Raw genomic sequence first — 24,406 nt, 5'->3', positions numbered from 1 at the left:
AAGTAATAATTGCAACCCTGGTAGGAATTTTATGGGTTTTATCAGAATATTTAACTATAACAACATCCCTTTTAAATACCCCACTGTCCCAGAGGCTCTAGGAGTAAAATAATAAGGGAGGGCATAGAAATGTATACTGCTGTACTGAGTAATTTTGCAGGTAATACGATCGCCATGGTTTTGGCCGGCGGCAAGGGCGAGCGACTGAGTCCCATTACCCTGAACAGACCTAAACCCTATGTTCCTTTTGGCGGTAAATACAAAATCATTGATTTTGTCTTAAGTAACCTCTTTAATTCAGGCATCAAAAAAGTGTACGTCTTAACCCAATACCGGGCTCACGCCTTAAACAAACACATTAAAGAGTCCTGGGGCAAATGGGCCGGTCTCGGGGAGTTTTATGACACGATATCACCTGAGACGACCAATCTGGGTGAAGAGTGGTTTAAAGGAACTGCAGATGCAATCTTTCAGTTTATGCGGATTCTCGAAACAACTGATGCCGATTATATTGCCATTTTCAGTGGCGATCATGTGTACAAGATGGATATTGGCCAGATGATCAGCTACCATATTATCAATAAAGCCGATATGACCCTGGCAGCACTGGAGGTATCGCCGGAGGAAGCCAAACGTTTTGGCATCTTTACAGTTGATGACAACTATCAGGTTACGGCCTTTACCGAGAAACCGCAGGAACCGGTACCAATCCCCGACCGCTCGACCTGCTTTGCCTCCATGGGCAATTACATTTTTTCCACAAAGAAGCTTATTGAAATACTGAAAGAGGGGCGGAAACACCACGCCGATCTTGACTTTGGCAAACATGTTATCCCGATGATGATCAAAAAGGGTGACCGCATCTTTGCCTATAACTTTATTGATAACCTGCTGCCCCAAATGGGTCCGGGGGAAAAAGGCTACTGGAAGGATGTCGGGACCATTGACTCCTACTATGAGGCCAATATGGATCTGATCAACGTAGTGCCGCAGCTCAATCTCTACAATTACCGCTGGCCGATCATCACCAATCAGGGCAATTACCCGCCTGCCAAAACGGTGTTTGACGAGGAAGGACGCCGCGGCCAGAACCTCAATTCCTACATCTGCGGCGGCTGCATCATCAGTGGGGCCACCGTTCGCCGGTCGATCCTGGGACCGTGCTGCAAGATTAACAGCTACAGCCTTATTGAAGACTCGATCCTGTTCGAAAACGTTGAGATTGGCAGACATGTCAGGATCAAAAGAGCAATCATCGATGAACGCGTAAAAATCCCCGACGGAAGCGAAATCGGCTTTAACCATGAAGAAGACCGCCAAAAAGGCTATGTGGTCACAGACTCAGGCATAGTTGTGGTAACCTAGTGTATTGCACCACAATCACTGGCATCAGTCACTATTTCAATTTAGCATTGACAGCAGGGACACTTCCTGTATATACTGTACATAGATTTACAACATATTAAACGTTTAGCGTGAAAAAAACTTCATAATGTTAACTAAAAGTGATGAAGGAACTAATTGTGTGTAGTATGTTTCAGAGAGCCGGTGGTTGGTGCGAACCGGTAACAGAACGATGCAATCGTCATTCCTGAACTGCAACGCTGAAATTCGAGTAGGCGGCGCCGGTATCAGCTCCGTGTGAGTGCAACCGTTATATTGCTAGGGTTGTTAGACCTGATGAGATGTATCTATAATTTATTATAGGTATAACAAGGGTGGTATCGCGAGAGTTTAACCTCTTGCCCCTTACTGGGGGCAAGGGGTTTTTTATTTTCCGCGTAAGCAAACGCTGCTGCACACCATTCATCAGGCCCCAAATTGCAGTAGCGTCTAAATAACATTACGGGGGTATTTATTATGAATCCAAAGTCTTCACAATTCCGCTGGGTGTTAGCGGCTCTGATGTTTCTGATCAGCTTCATATCCTACATGGACCGTGTAAATCTTTCTGTTGCCACACCGGCCATCATGCATGAATTCGGGTTTACGAAGATTGATATGGGCTTACTGCAAACCGCTTTTTTTCTTGGTTATGCCCTGATGCAAATACCTGGCGGCATTATGGCCGAGATGTTCGGTTATCGTAAAATGATTACCGTGGCCGCCTCATTCTGGTCGGTCTTCACCGCCTTAACAGCAATGTGCAGCAGCTTCACCATGTTTGCCGCCATGCGGGCTTTGTTTGGCATCGGTGAGGGTCCGCTGGCCCCCTCCTTCGGACGCTTCATTTACCGCTGGTTTAATCCCAGCGAACGCGGCCGGGGATCGGCCCTGTTTCTCGGGGGTATGTTTATTGGCCCGGTTTTCGGTCCGGCTGTAACCGTAACCTTGATGCTGGCCTTTGGCTGGCGCTCGGTCTTCATCATTTTTGGGGCAGTCGGCATTGTGCTGGCCATCGCCTGGTATTATTTCGCCACAGAATCGCCCCGCGACAACAAATATGTATCCACTGCGGAAGCCAACTATATCGAAGCCGGCATGCAGCTTAGCACAGCCAAAGAGATTGCCCCCTGGCGTGATTTTATGACATCCTCACAATTCTGGGCCATCGGGATTCAATTCTTTATCACCGACTATATCATGTATGTTTTCCTGGCCTGGCTGCCAATGTACCTCATGGAAGCCCGCAATTTTACCCTGACCAGTATGGGCATTGCCGCCTCCTTCCCCTGGGCAGCCTTGTGTGTGGTGACACTGGCTACCGGTTTTATCAGTGATAAGCTGATCAGTTCAGGGGTGTCAAACCATAAAGTCCGTACCCTGTTCGGCACGACCGGCCTGGCTATTTGCTGTATTACCCTCTATCTCGGTGCCGTGACCACCGATCCCTGGTGGAATGTGTTTTGGCTGACACTCTCCCTGGGTTCACTTGGCTTTACCTTCAACGCCGGCTGGGCCGCCTGCATCGACATCGGCGGCAAGTTCTCCGGCTCCGTCACCGGCTGGATGAATTTCTGGGGTAATATTGGCGGAGTCACCGCCCCCACCCTGACCGCCTGGCTGGCTACCACCTATGGCTGGCAGGCGGCCATCACCTTCACCGCCGCCCTGGCCGTGATCGGCATTGGCGCCTGGCTGGCCGTCAAACCAAATATACCACTCGTCCGCGTCAGCCCGGTTACACCGGCCGGACCGGTGTTGCCTGGTGAAGAGACTTGTTAATGCGTAAATAACTGCCGGCACAGCGGTAAAAAGGCTTGTTAAAGTGACTCAAGGGGACGGTTCTCTTGAGTCATTAACTGAGACATATCTGCTCCCCTTGTCCCGTCCAGTCTGGTGTTGCCTGGTGAAGACCTTGTTAATCCGCAAATAACTACCGCCACAACGGTAAAAAAGCTTGTTAAACCGATGATAAAACGGGTATAATAGACATAGGATATAAGAACGCCCCTGCTGTAACAGGGACGTTCAGTGGATACCGGAGGCTAACGGAAGAAGCTAGCAATGAACTTAATCATTGACAGCAAATCCGCTATTGAGACTTGGAGCCTGAACTTTTTGGTCTCAAGGCGCATGCAAATCACCTCCTGTATTCAGTTTAGGGACGAGTTAACGGCTCGTCCCTTTTCCATTATACAGGAAAAATGTGGTTATTAGGTACTAGAAATACAAAAAGCGCCCATCAAGGACGCGGTTTTCCTATAATAAAAAAGGACGGGATTACGGCCTGTCCTAAACTGAATAAGTGTAAATCATCGGTAATTAGATCGGGTGATTGGCCCGTGTCTCAAACTCGCAATTCAAGACGACAAGGAAGCAACCTGCTCCTGCAGAGGAGGGTTGCTTCCTTGTTTTGCTGCCTACAGGCTTGCGATTAATGGCTATCGTCACACTGTTATACCAGTTCTTTATGATATGTTTCTTCGGCCAAAAATACTAAAACCACCAAGGTTACCATCGCTCCTGCGATTAAATAGTAGGTCGGAGCCAGATTACTGCCGGTAACCGAGATCAGCCAGGTCGAAACAAACGGCGCTGTCCCGCCAAAACAGGCAACCGCAATATTATACCCAATGGCAATTGCACTGCAGCGGATGTTGGTTGGGAATATCTCCGTCATATAAACGGTAGCTCCGCCGCAAATCATGGCTTCTAACACGGCTAATACAACTAACCCCACCAGAAACATAACCGAGCTTTCCGTAGTGCTTAACAAATAAAACACCGGGTAGCCCAAAACAATTAAGCCTAAGGCTGCGCCCACCATGACCGGCTTTCGCCCCACCCGATCCACAAGCATGCCGGTAAACGGAATAGCAATCATAAAAATAACAATTAAAAACGTATTAAAAGAGAGCCCGACAGACAACGGAAACTTTAAGACCTTTGAAATATAGGTTGGCATATAGGCCATGATAATCCAGTATGAAATCGTCCAGCCAATAACAATGCCGAAGCTCAGTATCGTTTCCCGTTTATAGTGCTTTAACACAGTCTTAAGCGGGGTCTGCACCAATGCCTGTGCATCTTCACAGCCTTTAAACACCGGCGTTTCATCAATTTTACGCCGTATATACAAACCGTAAGCGGCAATTAAGATTCCACTTAGAAACGGGAGGCGCCAGCCCCAGGCATTCATGTCCTCAGGCGAAAGCAGTGAACTGAGAATAGCGCCTGAGCCTGAGCCGAGCAGCAAGCCCACGGCAATACTAAACTGCGACCAGCTTACAATAAATCCCCGGTTGTGCGGGGTAGCATATTCCGCCAGAAATGACATGCAACTCCCCCATTCACCGCCGGTGGATATTCCCTGCAACAACCGGCAAACAGCAAGTAAAATTGGCGCTAAAACCCCTACCTGAGCATATGTTGGCAGAATTCCCACAATGAACGTACTAATACCCATTAGCATAACCGTCCAGGTCAGCACATTACGCCGCCCCACCCGGTCAGCATAATGGCCGAAGATAAGCCCGCCTACAGGCCGCATAACAAAACCAACCCCAAATACAATGAATGCCAGCATCAGCGCAGTCACAGGATCTTTGGAAGAAAAAAACTGGGAAGAAATAATGGAAGCAAAATAACCATACAGACCATAATCAAACCATTCCAATGCATTTCCGATTGATCCGGCAAGAACCGCCTTGAACATACTGGGAGCTGCCGGTACACTACTATTCAGCTTACTGGTAGTAATCATATGTTTCTCCTTTCCAAGCGTGTACTTTTCACCTGACGAACCGAGTGATTACAACATCACCCCGCTTTTGATCACCTGGCAGATACTATTGATGCTGCGAATATCTTCCAAAGGGTTTTCCTTTAAAAGCAAAATATCGGCCTGTTTCCCGGCCTCAACCGCACCAATCACCTGGCTCCTGCCTAACGCGGCCGCCGCAGTGTGCGTTGCCGCCAGCAGAATATCGGCCGGTTTCATCCCGTACTGCCCCATTGTACACATTTCCAGCAATACCGACGGATGAGGCCCAAAGTTTGGCGAACCGGCATCTGTTCCGAGCGCAATCGGAACACCAATGTCCATCGCATTGCGAAAAGTTTCCCGGTGCCAGGCAACAACAGTCTTTGACTTGTCAACATATTGTTCGGGAATTTGCCCCGAGCTCTCTGATAACTTTTTATATACAGCCAGAGTAGGAACAAAATACGTGCTTTTTTCTTGCATCTCCTGCAGAACATCTGACGTAATATCTGCGCCATGCTCAATGGTATCCACCCCGGCCCGCACAGCATTTTCAATCCCCACCCTGCCGAGCGAATGGGAAGCCACCTTTAACCCCAAGTGGTGCGCCTCTGCTACGATTACCGCCAGATCCTCCTGTGAATAGACCGACGGACCGATCTCCTCAGGGCCGTACGCGCCACCAGTTGAGGCCACTTTGATCACACCGGCGCCCCGCATCTTCATATAACGGACAGCTTTGATCAACTCGTCCCGGGAATCAGCGATATAACCAAGCTCAGGAACATGGCCGCCGGTTGGCTGAATAATACGTCCTGCAGCAACCACGGTTGGGCCCAACAGCATTCCGGCCCCAAACACGCCGGCAATATCCACGGCAACATCATCAACAGACCCGACATCCCTGATCGTGGTAACCCCTTGCGTCAGTGATTTCCGTGCATTCATTATCCCTCTGGCAAATGCCAGATAGTTGCCTTCTTTGGCCATCGTATACAGCGGATCGGCACTGCCGTCCCAAACCAGATGGACATGCAGGTCAATCAGGCCTGGCATCATATACATCCCGGCTGCATCAAAGCTCTCAACACCTGCGGGAATTTCCGGGCAGGTAAACAGCTCTACAATGACATCATCCTGAATACGAACCGCTACCCCCCTGACAAGTTCGCCCTGCCTGATATCAAGCAGCGCAGCGTTTTTTATTATGTATTCGCGTGGTCTCCCTGAAACAGGCAATCTACATTCTGACACTTGAATCATCCTCTCCTCCCTATCTGGGAAACAAGGGCAACAAAAAAACTTTTGACCAGTAACGAGTCAAAAGTTCAGCGCTGAACGATTATATAGTTTCCCAAATAAACCGTACTCCGGTATCCGGGGTTCTTTTATAAACTTAGTATATAATAGAGGGAAACGCATGTCTAATATATAATTACTAGTCAAATAATACTTTTAAAATATAAATCAAGAAATAGAAGGATGTTAGGAATGGAGTTACGGCATTTACACTATTTTATCGCAGTGGCGGAAGAATTGCATTTTAGCCGGGCCGCCAACCGTCTAAATATGGCCCAGCCGCCGCTAAGCCAACAAATTCAGAACCTGGAAACAGAAATAGGCGTTCCGTTATTTTACCGCACGAAACGCCAGGTAGAACTGACAGGCGCAGGCAAGGTCTTTCTGGAAAAAGCCTATCAAATCACTGCCGACGTTGAAAAAGCCTGTGTCGCGGCCCAGAATACGCATCAGGGAAAGCTTGGCCGCTTAATTGTCGGGTTTACCGGCATTGCTACCTTTAATATGCTGCCCCGCCTAATCCCCGCATACAGGGCAATGTACCCTTTCGTAGAACTGACCTTACGCCAGTTGGGCACCACCGATCAGGTCCAGGCATTACTCAAAGAAGAACTTCAGGTAGGAATACTGTGCCTGCCTGTCGTTGCCTCCGAGTTGAACTTTGAGATCGTTTGCCGGGACTCTTTCGTTGTTGCCCTGCCCAAAGATCATCCGCTGGCGGCCGAATCACATATTGATGTCCAGCAGCTAGCGCCAGAGTCATTCATCATGACTACAAGAAAAGTTGGTGAAGGGTATCATGACGGCATCATTAATATTTGCCGGCGTGCCGGCTTTGAGCCCCGGATATCCCAGGAGGTTCATGAGTTGCAAACATCGGTATCACTGGTTGCGGCCGGAATGGGAATCGCACTGCTCCCTGGCTCCATACAGGAACTTAACATTAAGGGAGTAGTCTACCGCCGGATAAAAAATGCCATCCCGCCGCTGGAAACGGCGATAGCCTGGAACAAAAATCAAAAATCACCCAGTGTCGAAAATTTTCTGGCCCTGGCCCGCAGCGTAGCAGCTTCAATTGCCACACCGGAATCGCTTTATTCGTTGTGATCAGACAAAGCAATGCTCCAGCCTTCCGCCGCTTGTCGAATTGTCAGGAACCGCTTATACACACCTTCCTGGCGGATCAGCTCTTCATGTGTGCCGCGCTGGGCAATGCGGCCTGCCTCGACAACCAGGATTTGATCTGCGCTTTGGATGGTGGCCAACCGGTGGGCAATGATAATCATTGTTTTACCCTGCACCAAGGCACTGATCGCCTGCTGAATGAGGTGCTCGTTCTCCGGGTCCACACTGGCGGTTGCCTCGTCCAAAATGACAATTGGCGCATCTTTCAGCATGGCCCTGGCAATAGAAATGCGCTGTTTTTCACCGCCGGAAAGGGTAGAGCCGCCATCGCCGATTACTGTTTCGTACCCATTGGGCAGATTCGCAATGAAATCATGACAACAGGCTTTTTGAGCCGCCGCCACAACCTCGGCCAAAGTAGCTGCCGGTTTGCCAAACCGGATATTATTCAATACTGTATCATGGAACAGGTAGACTTGTTGAAATACCATACTGATATTTTTAAGCAGGCTGTCACAGGTCATTGTTTTTATATCAACGCCGCCGATCAGTACCTGGCCCTGATCCACATCATAGAACCGGGCGATCAGACTGCAGATTGTCGATTTGCCGCTGCCCGAGGGACCAACGATAGCTGTCGTCGTGCTGGCCGGGATTGTAAAGGATACATTCGTTAGCACCTCCCGCTGCTCATAGGCAAAAGTAACATCCTGAAACCGGATGTCATAGGCCGGTAACTGCACGTCGGCGCCGCTTTTATCGATAAAATCGGCTGTTTCGATCTCTTTGAGCTTATCCAGGGTGGCATCAATAAGTTCCAATACATGAGCTGCGCTGTTGACTGTTTCAATCTGTTTAAAGATCACAAAGGAGAATATTGCCATCATCAGCAGCGTCGGGACAGTCATCGCTCCCTGCAGCGTCAGCAGGGCCGAAACCAGGACCACACCTGTGGCTGCTACTTTCAGGGCAAATAAATGGAGGCAGTTATAAGGAACATACTCTTTTTCAATTTTGATGTTGATATCCTTACTCAGCTGATACGCACTGCGGATTCCTGCCCTGGCAACACCGTCCTGCTTAAAGGCCTTAACGACAGCCATGCCCCGTAGATACTCAAGTGTGGCGGCAATCATGCGATCCTGGGCGGTTTGGTGTACGGGGGCGTTTTCATGACTCTTCAAGCCCAGCATTTTCAAAGACCAGGCCGAGGCCACGATACCTGCCGCCGCAATCAGCGCGACCTGCACATTATAAAAAGCCAGGCAAAACACCAGGGTTATCGCGCTGATATAGCCGTTGACAACGACATCAACCATCTTCATACCAAACAGCTCAATAAAGGATAAATCGGTTGTTACCGCCGCGGCAATTTCGCCGGCATTCTTCTTGCTGAAAAAGCCCAGCGAAACCCGTTTTAAGATGGCGCCAATTGCAAGCCGTTGTTCTGCCGTTACTTCATAACCAATACTTTCCTGGGCAGAGGCCCGCAGATACGCAAACCAGAACCGCCCGGCCACGGTAAACAGCATGAACCCCAGCATATACCATATCCACTCCCCGGTAAGGGTAATTGTACCCTTGCTGTCTGCAATAATCAGATTGAGGCCGTAGGCGGCTCCCATAATCGGCATAGCGGCAAATACCGTGTGCAGGAACGAATATACACAGCCGGTATATAAGCGTTTTTTGCGCTGTCCGGACCACGCTATAATCCGTTTTATTGATTGAAACATTTACTGTTGTCTCCTTTCTCATGATTGGCCGCCCAATTCCTGGCACCGATATGTGCCTCCCACATGTCCTTGTAAAGCGGGCAGCCGGCAAGCAGTTCGTCATGAGTACCGGTCTTTACAATCCGGCCTTGCTCCATAACGACAATCTGGTCGGCCTGTTTAATGGTCGACAGCCGGTGGGCAATAACCAGCAAGGTCTTGCCGCAGGTCAGGGCAGCAAGGGATTTTTGGAGCTTATCTTCATTTTCCGGATCGGTAAACGCCGTTGCTTCATCCAGAATGACAACAGGTGCATTTTTTAAGATGGCTCTGGCAATCGCAATTCTTTGCTTTTCTCCCCCGGATAATTTTCCTCCCGCTTCCCCGGCACCGGTATCATACCCATTATCCAGTTTGCGGATAAACTCGTCGCAGCAGGCAGCCCGGGCGGCTTGCATAACCGCCTCATCCGACGCCCCGGGATTGCCCAGGCGGATATTTTCCCTAAGCGAGCAGTTAAACAAAAAATTATCCTGGGTTACAAAACTCACCGTGTCGGCCAGTTGTGGCAGCGGCATTTTTTTTATGTTCACACCACCGATTCTGATTTCGCCGCTCCCAACATCCCAAAACCGGGCGATCAGCCTGGCAACGGTCGATTTGCCGCTTCCGGACGGCCCCACCAGCGCCGTAAACGTTCCCTGGGGCAGCTGCAGCGTCATGTCATGCAGCACACTGTTGTCCATATCTGTCATTGGGGCAGCGGCCATGGCGTCATAAGCAAAAGACACTTGCCGCAACTCAATATCATACTGCGTCAGTTCCACCGGCACCTGCACATTCTCCAGCTCCGGCAGGTTTAAAAAATCTGCCGCGTCTTTTACCGCGTATTCGATTGCCTTAGCATCATTGACAAACACCGTGAAGCTGGTCAACGGCGCCACCATCCCCAACGACAGGATCAGACACATCGTAAGGTCTGCCGGCTGCAGGGTGCCATTGAGATAGAAATACATCCCGGCCGGCATGGTGCCAAGCAGGGTGGACGGCAAAACCGCGCCGCCCAGATTCATAATTTTCCAGGTGCTTTTAAACCAGGCCAGCGTGTACTCTTTAAACATCTCAACTGCATTCTCATACTTTTCATAGGACGCGGCCGACTGGTTAAAGGCCTTGATAACTTCGATTCCCTCGATATATTCGACAATCACACTGTTGACATAATTGCTGGCAGCCATATATTCAGCATACTTTTTATTAAAAGCTGTCAGCATAGCCGCATAGATAATGCCGGCGACCGGTATCGTAACCATTGCCGCCAGGGCCATCCGCCAGTCAATCACCAGCAGATAGGCAAATACACCCAGCGGTAACAGCAGATTGGCAATTCCCTCCGGAATGAGATGGGCCAGGGGAACCTCCACGCTTTCCACCCGGTCTATGATTACACTTTTCATTTTCCCCACAGGCTGATTCAACACCGTACCAAGAGGCGCTTTCATTAGCCGGTCTGCTATGCGCAGGCGCATATTCTCCAGTATGCTGTAGGCGGAAAAATGCGCCAGCATCGTGGACAAGGCATAAAAACCAAGGTGTACGGCATGTCCGCCCAGACACAGCGCCGCCCAGAAGAAGATGGCACTGACGGTTGCCTGTTCTTCAAAAAACAAAATGATAATCTGATAAACGCTCAGATACGGCACCATGCTGCCGGCCACACTGATTACTGCGCAGAGTACCGAGAAGATCATCTGCAGCCTGCACTCTGTGGCAAAGAACCACACGGTTTTCAGCCAATTATTTCCTGTCATTAGGGCCTTCCACCTTTCTTACGGCACACGCCGCTCCTGCAACCTGCTTCCCTGCTGATTGTTCACGTACTATATCTTCTGGTCAATGCCAAAGACGACCTGCCGGCCGGCCATGGGATAGAGCCCGGTAATCCCGCTGGCATCCCCGTAGGAACCATGCATTTCATAGGCTTCATCGGTCAGGTTGTATACCTTCAGATACGCACGGGTATCAGGGTTTACCTTATAGCTGACGCCCAAATCAACGACCCAGTAGTCTGAGGCTGTAAACGCCTGCAGGCTGCGTCCGGTTGCCCCCCGGAGCGCTGCGTTGGCAGCCCATTTGTCCAGACCGTATTCCAGGCCCAGCCGGTACCCGTGCGGTTCGTTGTTATTAAATTCTTCTCTTTGCGTAGCGCCCTTTTCTTCGACCTGGATATAGGAATAGCCGGCAGATACCAGCCACTGCGGTGATAGCCGCCGTTTCAGACTGATATCCAGTCCCTTACGTTTTAGTTCCGCGATATTCTGCCACTGAAACTGCATCGGCCCAACCGAAACATAATCCAGGGCATCATTTAAACGGCTGCTAAACACGCTGGCCTGCAGCTCAGTCCCTTCCGCCAGCCGGGCATTCATCCCCAGCGTGACCACCTCGCCGCTTTCCGGCCGGAGGTTCAGATTCGGCACCATAAACCCGCCGCCATAGACATCGGCGATAAACGGGGTTTTGAAAATCTGCCCCCAGGAGGCAAACACATTGGCAGAGCTGCTAAGCTCGCGGTTTACGGTGATACGGGCCGTGGTTTTGTCGCCGAACAGGGTGTAATCGTCATAGCGCACCCCGGCTGTTGCCGACCAGTTTTTCGGGAACCGCCAGTTATTCTCTAGAAAGAAGGCCCGGTTGGATATCTTCTTGTCACTGTAGTTGTAGCCGGCAACCCCTAAAAACGAGATGGGATACTCGACCGAGTCGGCCGTAGTCTCGCGCCAGGAAGCGCCGCCCAGCAGGGTATACCGGTCGCTGATCCTCCAGGTTTGCTGCCATTCCGCACCGTCGACCTGATTGGTGTAAGACAGGCCGTTAAAAAAATAATCCGGATACGGATAGAGATGATTATCATAATTATAAGTAAGATAGTTGCGGTACACCCGGATAAAGTTATTGGCGTTTTCCCCCTGATTCCAGTGGTAGGTTACATCAACATTATTCTCCACAAAGGGCTGGACAACATAAGCCATGTACGTGGTCGCGCCGCCGGAGTCGGTGTAGGCACGGTAATCCGGCATTACATTCATGCCTTTCCGGCCGTCGGTATGGTCGATTGTCAGGGTGAGCAAACCGTCATTGCCAAGCTCCTTATCCAGGCGGATATTCATTTGATCCTGTGCCAGGGCCGTATTGACGGCCTGTTCACTTTTGCCGCTGTAACCGCCCTGATAGTGATAGTCATCCTGCCGTTCCCGTTTAAAGTGGATACGGTAACTGAAATCGCCGGTCTTATTCTCGGTCGTCAGATTATAGCGCCGCAATCCCCAACTGCCGGTTTCCGCTGAATAGCGCGTAGACGGACCGGAGCTTTTGCGGGTAATGATGTTGATAACACCGCCCACTGCGTCACTGCCATACAGGGCCGATACCGGCCCCCTGACAATTTCAATCCGCTCAATGTTCTCCGCTGCGGGCAGAAAGTCCAGATTGGCCCCCGACTGCCCCATATGCATCCCGCCGCCTTTCCAGTTGACCTCGCGGCCATCAACCAGAACCAGTACCCGCACATCACCATTGATCGTCGGCACACTGGCCGTGCGGTCTTTCTGCAGCGTGACAGTGGTATTATCCAGAATATCCGCGACACTGGCCGCACCGCTTTTTTCAATCTCCTCGCGGGTAATAACCGTCACGCTGGCGGCCGTTTCCGTCTTTTTCACCGGCATCCTGCTGGCCGTGACCACATATTCATCCAGGCTGAATTCCTGTTCTTCAGCCAGCGCCACCGGACCGGCCAACATCATAGCACCACTCAGCAGTACGCCGGCTAAGTATTGTCTTTGCTTTTTTTTCATAGTATCCCCTCCTTCATTCGTTTTCCGATTATACAATCCCGGCCTTCTCAAAATGCGCCTTTAGCAGCCGTCGGCCCCAGAAACTGCCCACATAGGAGGCAAGTACTGTAAGCAGGCAGATTGCGGCAAACAGCGGCGGATTCATCAAATCCAGGCATTGCTGCAGTATTGTCAGCTGTTCAATTCCATGCCTTGCCTCCTGGGCCAAATAAGCCTCCTTCATAAAGGTGAGCGGCAGGCTTTCGCCGATGGCAAACCCCAGCATGTAGCAGGCAAAACCGGTGGCCGCCGCGGCAAACCGCTGTCGGCCCAGCCAGCCAAAGACCAGTTCTCCCGCCACTCCCCCCGCAAAAATGCTCAGTCCAAACACACCGGCCGGCGCCATCGTAAACATGACCAGACCCAGCATGGCGCCGCTGATGACAAATACCCCGCGCATAGGCGCTTTCGCTAGCATCAGCATAAAGATAATTCCACCCGGGATCGCCAGGATCACCGGCATAAAGATTAACACCACCGGAATGAGTCCAATCGTGAACCCCAACGACATAAAAATACCAATAATCAATGCATTAAAAATACCAATAGTGATCAAATAACGCACTGTCTGAGCAGTATCTGCTTGTGCTGCCATGCTACTCCCCTCTTTCAATCAACCTGCCGTCTGCTTTCAGATAGAGAACCCGGTCAAAGGTATTTGACGCAAATTCACGATCATGGGATATTACAAAAATGCAGCGTCCTGCCTGTGCCAGCTGTCGTAACAGCCGGCTGACTTTTTCCATGCTCGCCCCATCCAGACCACTGGTAGGCTCATCAAAAAACAACAGCCTGGCATCGCGCATACAGGCCAGCGCAATGGCCAGCCGTTGCTTTTGTCCACCGGAAAGTGCAGCAGGATGAACCTGTTGGTACGCTTCCAATTGAAAAAACCGCAGGTATTCCCCGGCTTTGTCCTCAATCTCCGGCGATGCCGGACAGCCCAGCAGCAGCTCCTCCCACACGCTGGGCGCAAACAACTGATAATCGACATCCTGCATAACATAGAACGACTGCTGAATTCTCCGGCCTGCGCCGGCGGGTTTGCCCGCAATCCGGATCTCGCCCCGGGTCTGTTTTTCCAGTCCCATCAACACCCGCAGCAAGGTGCTCTTGCCTGTGCCGTTTTCCCCCATGATACCGGTAATCTCACCAGCATAAGCACAGAAGGATAGATTTTCCCACACCGGCTGGCCCCGTGTATAGCCAAAGGCTAGCTGCTGTGCCTCCAACAAGGGGTCCTGGCCTTTTCGGTTCTGTCCGGCTGCTGCCGCCAGCCGTGGCACCGCCCCGTCAAAATGACGCAGCCCCTGCTCCCGGAACCAGCAGGCAGGCTTGGCGAAAAAATCCTCACCGGTAAAATCCCCCTTTTTTTGCGAGTCCGCCATCAGGATCACCCGGTCAGCCAGGTCTTGCAAATACGCCAGGCGGTGTTCGGCAATAATGACGGTATGGCCTTCGGCTTTGAGTGTTTTCAGTGTCGCCAGCAGCTGGGCCACCCCTTTTTCATCCAAATTGGCCAATGGCTCGTCCAAAACATAGATTTCCGGTTCCAGGGTATACACAGAGGCAATCGCCACTTTTTGTTTCTCACCGCTGGACAGGGCAAAAAGGGATTTCTCACCGATCGCAGCCATGTTTAAATTCTGTATGGTTTTTTGTATTTGCGCCCGGATTACCGGTCCCGGCAGGCCAAGATTCTCACTGGCAAACGCCAGTTCACTCAACGTATGCAAAGTGAAAAACTGGGAACGCGGATCCTGAAAAACAGATCCTACCTTACGGGTTAGTTCACGCAGAGAAACTTTCTTGATATCAAGACCGCCGACAAAGACATCGCCGGTAACCACAGTGTCAAAAAAATTCGGGATTAATCCGTTGATCAGACGGGTCACCGTTGTTTTACCGCAGCCGCTCCTGCCTGTTAGCAGTACAAACTCACCCTGGTTTACAGCCAGGCTGAAACCGTTCAGAATCGCCTGCTTGCGGCTGCGGTACGTTACCGTTACATTGTTGAACTGAATCACTGTTGCCTGTCCATGTGTCATAACGCTTTTTTGTCCAATCCTTTACTTGACTTTTTCCATTCCCTACCCAGGCCCATGCATAAAGACGAAGGCCGCCGCAACAATGCCGATGACCATACACCAGACGGCATCCTGCAGCGCAAACCGGACTCCGGTGCAGGACGTTCTGGGCTGACCGGCATCAATCCCTTTACACAAGGCCGCTGCCGCCAGTTCATCAGCCAGCTTGCCACTGCGGATCAGCAGCGGAATCATGAAGGTTTCGACCATCGTGACCGGATGCAGCAGCATGGCAGCCAGGGATGGATTCAGGCCCCGCATTCTCAGACTGTCCCTGATATATACAATCTCCTGTCTGAGGGTAGGGAGGTAACGATAAACGACTGCCAGGGGAATGATCAGCAACTTCGGCACCCGCAGCTGCTCCAGGGCAATCATCAATTCATTCATGGCCGTTTTTTTCAGCATAATGCTGTAGGCCATATAAACGGGAAGCAGTCTGAAAAATAGTAAAATAAGCATGCCTGCCACCATGTTGACCAAAGGTACGGCAATCAGCCGGAGTAGTTCCTGCAGCACCAGTAAAACCAGGTAGAATGCAGCAAAATAGAGAGCCGTCAGCCACATTTTTTGAACAAACATCAGTACGGCCAACAGCAGAAACAAGCTAAAAAGTTCACCGCGGCTCCCACAGAAATAGGTCAGCCAGGAGACAGTGACAACCAAAAATAGCCACACCCGCGGATCAGGTTTTTCAGCCTTTAAACCTAGAGCCTCCATCCATCACGTACCCTCCTAATCTTGCTTGTAAAATTGATAATGATTATTTATCTCACTCGTTAAGTGTACTAAACCGGTCTGACTACCTCTACCTGTATCCGGATTTTTTCAACAGTAACGGGATTTTTTCTTTGCCGCCGCCGGGCTGCAAAAAACAAACCGGCTGTATCATTATTGATACAGCCGGATAAGAATCTGGATTTATTCCCTTTCTGATAAATACTCGCTCGGACTGACGCCGTTCTTTTTACGGAATGCCAGGGCAAAGTAACTGGCGTTCGAATAACCTATGTACGAAGCCACTTCCCCGATATTGAGCTTTTTCTCTGCGAATAGCTGTGTGGCAAGCTCCAGCCGCCTGTCTACAACATAGCTGTGGACAGTCTGTCCGAATACTTGTTTAAAACCATTCTTTAACTTAAACTCGTTCAGACAGATCATTTTTGCCAAACCGGCCAGAGTCGGCGGCATGATAAAATTCTGATCCAGAATCTGCCTGGCCTGCTGCAGACTGTTGATATCCTGCCGGGAGAGTCTGAGCGACCCGGCCGGAATGATTTCCTGCTGATAAACCGTTTCATTGAAATATACGGCCAGCAATTCCAGCAGCTTCCCTTCCATGTACAGTTCCCGTACCGGGGCAGGATAAGGGCAGTGGATCAGTTGCTGCAAAATACTTTTCAATACCGGGGACAGTTTATGGGTGGAAAAAAAGCTGCCGCTTGCCGGAAGATTAGGCAGCATTTCCTGTAAGCCGTTGCTGCCCAAACCCTTCATTTGTTCGGGATAGATTTCCACCGTAATAATCCGGTTATACAGACCGGGCTGAAACCTTACATTCCGCAGATCAGCGGAGCGGAACGCCAAAAAATTGGCGGCATCTACGACAAGCTCGTTTTCCTCCAGAATAAACTGCCCGGCCAGGCAAAAATACAGCACAATATGAGGCATCTCAAAGCGGGCGCCGCCGGATATACCATCACAGAAGGTCAGCTCCGTATCTCTGATTCTGGCAAAGGGCCCGTTAAATAAATGATTGACACTTGCTTTGCCAAATCTTCCGTTATCCCTGGATACAACCCGGTCCGGAGATGAATACATCACATAGGATCTGTTGTTGTGTAACAGCCAGTGTTCTTCGCCTGTATGGGCTGTTTTCCCTGCCGCGTCCCATCCATTCATGGCAATCTCCCTCATATCAAAGTTAACTCAATAACCCTGCCCCAAAATGGTACAGGCGGTCCAAACAACAATAGGCGAAACGATTAATTGATTATGATTATCAATTATATCATCTCGAAATTTCTTATACAAGCTGCCACCAAAGAAAACCTCTGAGCCAGCGGACACCATTCACCCTTGACAGCAAACCGCTATTGAGACCTGGGCGACGAAAAAAACAGAAAAACCGCAGCCCATGCTGACGGTTTTTCTGTTACAGTATGTTTTTTATAACCGGCGAAGCAACCGCCGCCATCACCCGGTAGCCTGCTTCATTGGGGTGAAGAACATCGGCATACAGCGTTAGACTATCCTTAGCGGCTTTGAATGCAGCATAAAAATCAATCACGGTTAGCTTGCCGGCAATCGCATAGTCCCGCATATCCTGGCGATACAGATCAAGATACGCTTCGTCTTGGGCATAATTGCAGGGAACCGGCAGCCCAATAATGGGTGTTATCTGATACTGCAGCGCTAATTCTACCATTTTCCGGACCTGTGTCTCCACCGTCTCGGCCGCCACCCGGGCACAGGCATCATTCGTGCCTCCCATGATAATAACATGCGATGGCGCGTATGCGATAACATCCCGGTTAAACCGCGCCAGCATCCCGGCCGTACTGTCCCCGTTGACACCTTTATTAAGCATCGTAATGCCGAGCTCAGCGCCGGTCAGCCTGACCCAGGACAACTCCGGCGTATAAGGAAAGCCATATGTAATCGAATCGCCAAGGGCGACGATCGTCCCCATGCCAGTAGTCCTCCCCTGTTACGTTTTTTCTGTTCTCAAATCCGCAATTCAAAGTTTTGTTTGACTTTAGGCGCCGGCGTCTGAGGCGATACCACTATATCCAAGCCATCCTGGCCAATTACGGCAGTTGATCTCTGCGAATAGTCAACAATGGTCCGCTGTTGCTCTTTTTTACGTTTAAATAACCGCAGTCCGAGTAAGATTACAGCGACGAGACCCACGATAACTACAAAGGGAACATAGCTGAAGCCTGACGGCTTGCTATCTGGCACTGGCGGTTGAACGGGGACGGTCTGCGTAGAAGTCCCTGCCTGAGAATCAACGGACCTGCCAGGAGCTATCATCATATTTTTGGTTGGGGTTTCCTTTGCTGCCGGCTCTGCCTTTGCCTCGGCTTTATGCGGTGTCGAATTCCCCTGAAAAGCCTTGCCCAGTCCTTCAAGCTCCTTGGCAGTACCTGTCACCACCGGGCTTACCGATTTCCCCGGGGGTTGGGTTTGGTTAGCAGGAGCAGGGGTATGCTGATCAGCGGCGGTATTGGAATTCGACAGCGTAACGGTTGGAACTACAGGCAGCGAAGGTTTTGTTGGCGGTGTAGGAGCTACCGGCATAATGAAAACACCTTCATTCTATCATAAATAATCTAATGACTATATTCCGCACGCGATGTAGTCATCCCTTTTTTTGCACGAATGTAAAACGGAGGTGGATTACTCCTTTAACTGTGAAGAACCAGAACGCTTATTCCTAAACCTTTCTGTGATCGTTTCTACTACAACAAACAGAACAGGGATTAAGAATATTCCCAGCGCTGTCGCTGTAAACATACCACCCACGACGGCTGTTCCCATAGAATTCCTGGCACCGGCACCAGCCCCTGTTGCCACGGCTAACGGGAAGCAGCCAATAATAAAGGCCAGTGAAGTCATAAGAATCGGCCGCAGACGGGTTTTTGCCGCTTCAATGGCCGCCGCAACCGGGTTCATACCTTTGTCAACCCTGACTTTAGCAAACTCAACAATCAATATCGCATTTTTCGCAGCCAAACCAATCAGCATAACTAAACCAATCTGCATGTATACGCTGTTTTCTAGATTGCACACATACTGAAACAAGAAGGCACCAAAAACGCCGGTTGGCACGGAAAGCAATACGGCAAAGGGTACGCTCCAGCTCTCATAAAGAGCTGCCAAACATAAAAAGACGAAAACGATAGCCATACCAAACACAATCGGTGCCCGGGAACCAGAGAGCTTCTCCTCCCGGCTTTGCCCAGACCATTCATAGGTATAACCATTGGCTAAGGTTTGCCCTGCTACCTCTTCCAGGGCAGTCATGGCTTGGCCGGAGCTGTACCCGGAAGCCTGTGTGCCGCTGATTTGAACTGCCTTCACACCATTAAACCGGGTAATGACAGTTGGCGCATTAATCTTTTTTGGTTTAAGAAGGGTATTTAGCGGCACCATCGTATCATTAGAACTTTTTACATAAAGATATCGTGTTGCATTCGCATCACTGCGAAATGACGGTTCGGCCTGCACCGTAACCTTGTAGGCACGACCAAATTTATTAAAGTCATTTACCTGGGTGCCGCCAAGGAATACCTGCAATGCCGTAAATACATCATCAACAGCCACCCCCAGTTGTTCAGCCTTTTCCCGGTCTACCTCAAATTCATAGCTTGGTGTATTGGCTTTAAATGTAGATGTAATTGAGCCAATCTCCGGACGCTCTTTGGCAGCCGCCACGAATTTTTGGGCCATGCTGTCAAGATCCGCTAAGGAACCGCCGCTCCGGTCTTCCAGCATCAAGGTAAAGCCACCGACCATTCCCAGCCCTGGCAGACCGGAGGGGGCAAAGGAAACGACCGAGCCTTCCGGAAAGTGGGCTCCACTCAGCAAGGTCTGACTTATTTCGGCTTTTACCTGTAATTCAGGCTTTTGCCGCTCGCCCCAGGAATCCAGGGAAATAAACATAGCACCGGCATTCGTCTTTGTGCCGCCCCCCAATATATCCATACCAGATAACGACATGATATTAAGAACGCCAGGCTGAGCACTTACCTTTTCGGTAAATTGCCGCATCACCTCAATAGTCCGGTTCAAACTGGACGCTTCCGGCAACGTGATAGCCGTTATATAGAAGCCCTGATCTTCATCAGGCACAAAGGAAGACGGTACCACTTTATATAACCCGCCGGTCAGGATGAGTAAGACTGCCAGCAGAACCAGGCACAGCCGGGCTTTCGGAATAAGTTTGCCGAGCCCGTCCCCATACTGCGCAATGCCTCGTTCAAACCAATTATTGAATGCACTAAAAAATCTGGCCAATGAACCACTATGCGCCTGAGGATCATGGGGTTTAAGCAGCAGCACGCACAGTGCCGGCGTCAGTGATAAAGCAACAATGGCCGACAAAGCCATCGACACCACAATGGTTAACGCAAATTGTTTGTATAATATCCCCGTAGTGCCGCCGAAAAAGGCCACCGGAATAAATACTGACGCCAATACGAACGCAATCGCAACAACCGGGCCGGAAACCTCGCTCATGGCCCGCTTGGTGGCGTCCAGCGGGGAAAGCCCGGAATAGCGCATATGATACTCGACAGCCTCAATAACAACAATCGCATCATCAACAACAAGCCCGATAGCCAGCACCATCGCAAATAACGTAAGCGTGTTGATGGTAAAGCCTAGTGCACTAAAGGCAGCAAAGGTACCCAGCAAGGATACCGGAATTGCCAGCAAGGGAATCAGTGTGGCCCGCCAGCTTTGCAGGAAAACAAACACTACAATTAAAACTAACAGCAGCGCTTCGGCAAAGGTTTTAACTACCTCCTGCATGGATTCGCGTACAAACTCGGTATTATCAACAACAATTTTATATTCCATGTCACCGGGGAAATTCTTCGAGGCCTGTGCCAGCACAGTTTTTACCTTACTGATGGTCTCTAAAGCGTTGGCATCACTGGTTAACTTAACAGCAAACCCAGCTGCCACCTTACTGTTCACCAAGCTGTTAAAATTATATTCTTTGCTGCCCAATTCCACCCGGGCAATATCCTTAATCCGGACGAACGAAGCGTCTGATTGCGAACGAACGATAATATTCTCAAACTCTTTCTGATCAGTAAGACGGCCTTTAACCTTGGCCGTATACTGGAATTGCTGCTCAGACGCTGTCGGCATTTTACCAAAAGCACCGGCTGCTGCCTGAACATTTTGCGTTTCAATCGCGGCAGTCACTTCACCGACTGAAATCCCCAATTGCGCCATTTTTTCCGGCTGCAGCCATATCCGCATACTGTAATCGGAGCCAAATGCGGATACTTCACCGACACCCTTGACCCGTTTGATATCATCAATCAGATAAATACTGCCATAGTTTTTTAAGAAATTGGCATCATAATTGTCATTAGGCGACCAGAGCGTAAAAATAAGCGACATATCCTGTGAGGATTTGCGGGTTGTAACCCCGGCTGTCTGCACCGTACTGGGTAAAGAGGCATTGGCTTGCGCTACCCGGTTCTGTGCTTGTACCGCTGCCGTATCCGAGTCTTTCTCTGTCTCAAACTGAATGCTCAGGGAATAAGAACCGGAATCGGTACTGGTGGAGGACATATAAACCATATCCTCGACACCATTGATCTGTTCTTCAATGACCTGGGCAACTGTTTGATCAACAACATCGGCATTAGCCCCCTGGTAGGAAGTGCTTACTGAGATTGTTGGCGGCGAAATTTGCGGGTACTGCGCTACCGGCAGAGTAAAGGCGGCAGTTGTGCCCAATAAGGTAATAATAATCGACAAAACGATGGCGAAAATAGGGCGGTTAATAAAGAAATTAGCCATAATAACAACGCCCCCTATTGCCGGGCCGGAGTCTGTGCATCCGGCTGTATCATTGTTACTTGTAAAGCATTTCCTTGTTTTACCTTGTCGATACCGTCTACAATAACCCGGTCAGTGCCGCTAAGGCCTTCTTCCACCAACCACATATTGCCAATCCTGTCGCCAAGCTTTACTTGCCTGCTTTCAGCCTTGTTATCCTCGGTTACGACGATAACAAAGGTATTATCCAGCACTTCCTTAACCGCTTTTTGCGGAATCAGCAAAGCCCCCTGCCGCACCGTTTCTTGCGCAACTACCCGGGCAAACATCCCTGGCAGCAAGTAGTTTTGCGGGTTATCAAAGCTGGCTTTGATCGTAATCGTGCCTGTTGTATTGCTGATTCCCCGGTCGATTTGCTCCACACGACCGATCAGCGGATATTCGGTTCCGTCACCTAGTACCAGTTTCAAATGCTCCTTGAAATTGGCAGGCAGTGAACCATTGCCGTTTCTGATAAATTCCAGGTATTCCGTTTCGCTCATGCTGAACTGTACCCAAACCGGATTTATTGAGGAAACGGTAGCCATCGTTGTCGAACCGGCGGCCACATAATAACCGAGACTTACATCATTCACATCAATGCGGCCATCAACCGGCGAAACAATTAATGTATCCTGCTCATCCTCAATGGCCTGTTGCAAGGTTGCCCGGCTTACCTCGACCGTGGCTGCTTCTTCTTCAGCCTGGGATACATACGCATCTACCGTTTGTTGGGCAATCCCTTTTAAAGCGGCCAACTTCTGATAGCGCGCTACGTCTTTCTGGGTATTATTAAGTGTTGCCTGCGATTTTAGCAACGCTGCCCTGGCCGAATTAATAGCTGTCCGGTACTGCTTATTATCGATTTGGAACAAAGGCTGGCCCTTATAGACCGTATCGCCGCCATTCACCATCTTAGCAACAACATTCCCGGCTACTTTTGACATGATTTTTACTTCACTCTTTGCTTTTACCTGTCCCACAAATTCACGGCTGACAGGTGTATCACGCGTTACTACCTGCATAGCCTTTACCACTACCGCCTGCGGGGCTGTATTCAGCTGTGTTTTGGACAATATCCCGCTGCGTACAACAACAATGCCAAGCAAAACAACTACAGCAAGTAAGCCAATGTACAGTTTTTTTGAACCCTTGATACTCAATTGTCATTCCTCCTACTGCACTGGTAAGCCCATGGCCTGTTCCAGTTTAACTTTGTTCGTATTATAATCATACAAGGCCTGGATATAATCCTTTTTCGCGGAGTCCAGCGATAATACCGCATCACGCAAATCAAGGTTAGTTCCAATCCCGACCTCATAACGGGCTTTTTGGATCATTAAACTTTCTTCCGCATAGTCAACAGATACCTTATTGGAATCAATCCTCTTCTCGGCTTCATGCATGCTCAAATAATACTCACGTACATTCAAAAGGATAGTATCACGCTGCTGCCCGGCCTTATCCAGCACCATATCCACATTATGCTGGGCTTGCTTAACGTTAGCATTGGTTAAACCGGTATCAAATACATTGATCGATGTGGTTAATTTCAATAGCCAATTGCTATTTTTGGAGCCAATTAAATGGCTGTCATACCAGTCCTGCTCGGCAGTCAGATTAACAGTCGGCCGCCGGCCGCTTTTGGCGATATCCACATCATAATTGGCACTGGCGATTTTGGCCTCATATTGAACCAGTTCGGGGCGGTGATCCACAGCATACTGCAGGCATTCCTCCAGCGTCCTGGGATATTTTTCGTAAGCAAACTCATCTTTTAGCGTAACCTCGGTAGCATGGGGTAAACCAATCGCATTGTTCAGTGCAGCTACTGCATTGGTATAATTATTTTTGGCTTTTACCAGATTATCCTGAGAGCTTGCCAGATCCACCTGGCTTGACAACACATCGGTCTTAGCTACCAGGCCCAAGTCGAATTTATCCTTAACCAGCTTCAAGTGTTCTTCATAGTTCTTGACCGTCTCCTGATTCACCTTGACTTCATTACGGTATTCCAGCACGGTAAGGTAATTGGCCACCACGGTCAGCTTCAGCTGTTGTTTGGCTGCCTCCACATCCAGTTCTGCCACCTTCAGATCAAGCTTCGCCTGTTTGATTTGATTCTCCAGCTTCCCGCCGGAATACAGCGGTAATGAAAGAGCGATCTGGTTATCAAAATTTGTCGTATATTCATATGTAGATGTTCCGGTCTCCGCCGGCGGCGTGTTATATCGCTGGTCGGTATGGGTAAAATCGATGGACAGTCCTTTGTTTTTTCTGGCTTCTTTCATGGCCCAATAAGATTTTTCCCTGGCCGATTTTGCATATTTGATATCATAGTTATTCTGTAAAGCCAGGGCGATACTGTCTTCTACCGATAACTCCACCGCCGTGGCAAACACCGGCTGGGCTAATGTCATTAGCATGGCGACAGGGATAATTGCCAGGAAATACCGCTGGTATCTCTTCATACTAAAACCTCCTGAAAAATTATTCTGATTGTGAACGCTAGGGATTCCCATCAGATCAAGCGAAGTATTGAATGCTAGCTTGGATTGTAGTACTACTCATGAT

At 49.8% G+C, this 24,406-nt stretch carries 17 protein-coding genes and 1 other annotated feature; of the genes, 3 read left to right on the top strand and 14 right to left on the bottom strand.

Going from position 1 to position 24,406, the window contains the following annotated elements:
• Positions 1-129 precede the first annotated feature (129 nt).
• Both glgC and VN379_RS07240 read left to right on the top strand, forming a co-directional pair.
• Positions 130-1,365: a glucose-1-phosphate adenylyltransferase gene (gene glgC, locus VN379_RS07245; protein ID WP_325532320.1), complete on the top strand. Its 1,236-nt coding sequence runs from the start codon at positions 130-132 to the stop codon at positions 1,363-1,365.
• A gap of 134 nt (positions 1,366-1,499) precedes the next feature.
• Positions 1,500-1,753 (top strand) — a binding site (T-box leader).
• A 107-nt stretch (positions 1,754-1,860) separates the two neighbouring features.
• Entirely contained in the window at positions 1,861-3,165 is a 1,305-nt protein-coding gene (locus VN379_RS07240; RefSeq protein WP_325532318.1) for an MFS transporter, read from the top strand.
• Between the two features lie 673 nt (positions 3,166-3,838).
• On the opposite strand, the gene VN379_RS07235 is transcribed toward VN379_RS07240, so the two are convergent.
• Both VN379_RS07235 and VN379_RS07230 read right to left on the bottom strand, forming a co-directional pair.
• Entirely contained in the window at positions 3,839-5,146 is a 1,308-nt protein-coding gene (locus VN379_RS07235) for an MFS transporter (RefSeq protein WP_325532316.1), read from the bottom strand.
• A 48-nt stretch (positions 5,147-5,194) separates the two neighbouring features.
• Complete coding sequence (locus VN379_RS07230) at positions 5,195-6,409, bottom strand: metal-dependent hydrolase family protein (protein WP_325532314.1); 1,215 nt, start codon at positions 6,407-6,409, stop codon at positions 5,195-5,197.
• Positions 6,410-6,637: 228 nt separating this feature from the next.
• On the opposite strand from VN379_RS07230, the gene VN379_RS07225 reads away from it, so the two are divergent.
• Positions 6,638-7,552, top strand: a complete 915-nt coding sequence (locus VN379_RS07225) for a LysR family transcriptional regulator (protein WP_325532312.1) — start codon at positions 6,638-6,640, stop codon at positions 7,550-7,552.
• On the opposite strand, the gene VN379_RS07220 is transcribed toward VN379_RS07225, so the two are convergent.
• From VN379_RS07220 to VN379_RS07165, 12 genes are all read right to left on the bottom strand, one after another.
• The gene (locus VN379_RS07220; RefSeq protein ID WP_325532310.1) at positions 7,540-9,306 is read right to left on the bottom strand and encodes an ABC transporter ATP-binding protein; all 1,767 of its coding nucleotides are present in this window, start codon (positions 9,304-9,306) and stop codon (positions 7,540-7,542) included. The two genes, VN379_RS07225 and VN379_RS07220, sit on opposite strands and share 13 nt — an antisense overlap.
• Positions 9,291-11,096 (bottom strand): ABC transporter ATP-binding protein, encoded by a 1,806-nt coding sequence (locus VN379_RS07215; protein WP_325532308.1) that lies wholly within the window; start codon positions 11,094-11,096, stop codon positions 9,291-9,293. The genes VN379_RS07220 and VN379_RS07215 overlap by 16 nt, the downstream gene beginning before the upstream one ends.
• A 69-nt stretch (positions 11,097-11,165) precedes the next feature.
• On the bottom strand, positions 11,166-13,142 hold the full coding sequence (locus VN379_RS07210; protein WP_325532306.1) for a TonB-dependent receptor: 1,977 nt from the start codon (positions 13,140-13,142) through the stop codon (positions 11,166-11,168).
• A 28-nt stretch (positions 13,143-13,170) separates the two neighbouring features.
• Positions 13,171-13,776: an MptD family putative ECF transporter S component gene (locus VN379_RS07205; RefSeq protein ID WP_325532304.1), complete on the bottom strand. Its 606-nt coding sequence runs from the start codon at positions 13,774-13,776 to the stop codon at positions 13,171-13,173.
• Position 13,777: 1 nt separating this feature from the next.
• Positions 13,778-15,229 carry an energy-coupling factor ABC transporter ATP-binding protein gene (locus VN379_RS07200; protein ID WP_325532302.1) on the bottom strand — a complete coding sequence of 484 codons (1,452 nt, stop codon included), beginning with the start codon at positions 15,227-15,229 and terminating at the stop codon, positions 13,778-13,780.
• Positions 15,230-15,271: 42 nt separating this feature from the next.
• Positions 15,272-15,988 (bottom strand): energy-coupling factor transporter transmembrane component T, encoded by a 717-nt coding sequence (locus VN379_RS07195; RefSeq protein ID WP_325532300.1) that lies wholly within the window; start codon positions 15,986-15,988, stop codon positions 15,272-15,274.
• A 201-nt stretch (positions 15,989-16,189) separates the two neighbouring features.
• Complete coding sequence (locus VN379_RS07190) at positions 16,190-17,170, bottom strand: AraC family transcriptional regulator (protein WP_325532298.1); 981 nt, start codon at positions 17,168-17,170, stop codon at positions 16,190-16,192.
• 253 nt (positions 17,171-17,423) lie between these two features.
• The gene (locus VN379_RS07185; RefSeq protein ID WP_325532296.1) at positions 17,424-17,960 is read right to left on the bottom strand and encodes a GDSL-type esterase/lipase family protein; all 537 of its coding nucleotides are present in this window, start codon (positions 17,958-17,960) and stop codon (positions 17,424-17,426) included.
• 35 nt (positions 17,961-17,995) lie between these two features.
• On the bottom strand, positions 17,996-18,571 hold the full coding sequence (locus tag VN379_RS07180; RefSeq protein ID WP_325532294.1) for a hypothetical protein: 576 nt from the start codon (positions 18,569-18,571) through the stop codon (positions 17,996-17,998).
• A 99-nt stretch (positions 18,572-18,670) separates the two neighbouring features.
• On the bottom strand, positions 18,671-21,814 hold the full coding sequence (locus VN379_RS07175; protein WP_325532292.1) for a multidrug efflux RND transporter permease subunit: 3,144 nt from the start codon (positions 21,812-21,814) through the stop codon (positions 18,671-18,673).
• Positions 21,815-21,828: 14 nt separating this feature from the next.
• Positions 21,829-22,995: an efflux RND transporter periplasmic adaptor subunit gene (locus VN379_RS07170; RefSeq protein ID WP_325532290.1), complete on the bottom strand. Its 1,167-nt coding sequence runs from the start codon at positions 22,993-22,995 to the stop codon at positions 21,829-21,831.
• 12 nt (positions 22,996-23,007) lie between these two features.
• Positions 23,008-24,303: a TolC family protein gene (locus tag VN379_RS07165; RefSeq protein ID WP_325532288.1), complete on the bottom strand. Its 1,296-nt coding sequence runs from the start codon at positions 24,301-24,303 to the stop codon at positions 23,008-23,010.
• Positions 24,304-24,406 lie beyond the last annotated feature (103 nt).

Source organism: Sporomusa sp. (assembly GCF_035561255.1).
Taxonomy (GTDB): Bacteria; Bacillota; Negativicutes; order Sporomusales; family Sporomusaceae; genus Sporomusa.
Note: the sequence above shows the minus strand (reverse complement) of the source record. Positions and strands in the feature narration are given on the sequence as shown.

Coding starts and splice junctions, on each gene's coding strand:
- VN379_RS07235 (WP_325532316.1), bottom strand. CDS start 5,146: ATGATTACTACCAGTAAGCTGAATAGTAGTGTACCGGCAGCTCCCAGT.
- VN379_RS07210 (WP_325532306.1), bottom strand. CDS start 13,142: ATGAAAAAAAAGCAAAGACAATACTTAGCCGGCGTACTGCTGAGTGGT.
- VN379_RS07180 (WP_325532294.1), bottom strand. CDS start 18,571: ATGCCGGTAGCTCCTACACCGCCAACAAAACCTTCGCTGCCTGTAGTT.
- VN379_RS07195 (WP_325532300.1), bottom strand. CDS start 15,988: ATGGAGGCTCTAGGTTTAAAGGCTGAAAAACCTGATCCGCGGGTGTGG.
- VN379_RS07185 (WP_325532296.1), bottom strand. CDS start 17,960: ATGGGGACGATCGTCGCCCTTGGCGATTCGATTACATATGGCTTTCCT.
- VN379_RS07165 (WP_325532288.1), bottom strand. CDS start 24,303: ATGAAGAGATACCAGCGGTATTTCCTGGCAATTATCCCTGTCGCCATG.
- VN379_RS07215 (WP_325532308.1), bottom strand. CDS start 11,096: ATGACAGGAAATAATTGGCTGAAAACCGTGTGGTTCTTTGCCACAGAG.
- VN379_RS07220 (WP_325532310.1), bottom strand. CDS start 9,306: ATGTTTCAATCAATAAAACGGATTATAGCGTGGTCCGGACAGCGCAAA.
- VN379_RS07175 (WP_325532292.1), bottom strand. CDS start 21,814: ATGGCTAATTTCTTTATTAACCGCCCTATTTTCGCCATCGTTTTGTCG.
- VN379_RS07240 (WP_325532318.1), top strand. CDS start 1,861: ATGAATCCAAAGTCTTCACAATTCCGCTGGGTGTTAGCGGCTCTGATG.
- VN379_RS07225 (WP_325532312.1), top strand. CDS start 6,638: ATGGAGTTACGGCATTTACACTATTTTATCGCAGTGGCGGAAGAATTG.
- VN379_RS07205 (WP_325532304.1), bottom strand. CDS start 13,776: ATGGCAGCACAAGCAGATACTGCTCAGACAGTGCGTTATTTGATCACT.
- VN379_RS07190 (WP_325532298.1), bottom strand. CDS start 17,170: ATGAATGGATGGGACGCGGCAGGGAAAACAGCCCATACAGGCGAAGAA.
- VN379_RS07200 (WP_325532302.1), bottom strand. CDS start 15,229: ATGACACATGGACAGGCAACAGTGATTCAGTTCAACAATGTAACGGTA.
- VN379_RS07230 (WP_325532314.1), bottom strand. CDS start 6,409: ATGATTCAAGTGTCAGAATGTAGATTGCCTGTTTCAGGGAGACCACGC.
- glgC (WP_325532320.1), top strand. CDS start 130: ATGTATACTGCTGTACTGAGTAATTTTGCAGGTAATACGATCGCCATG.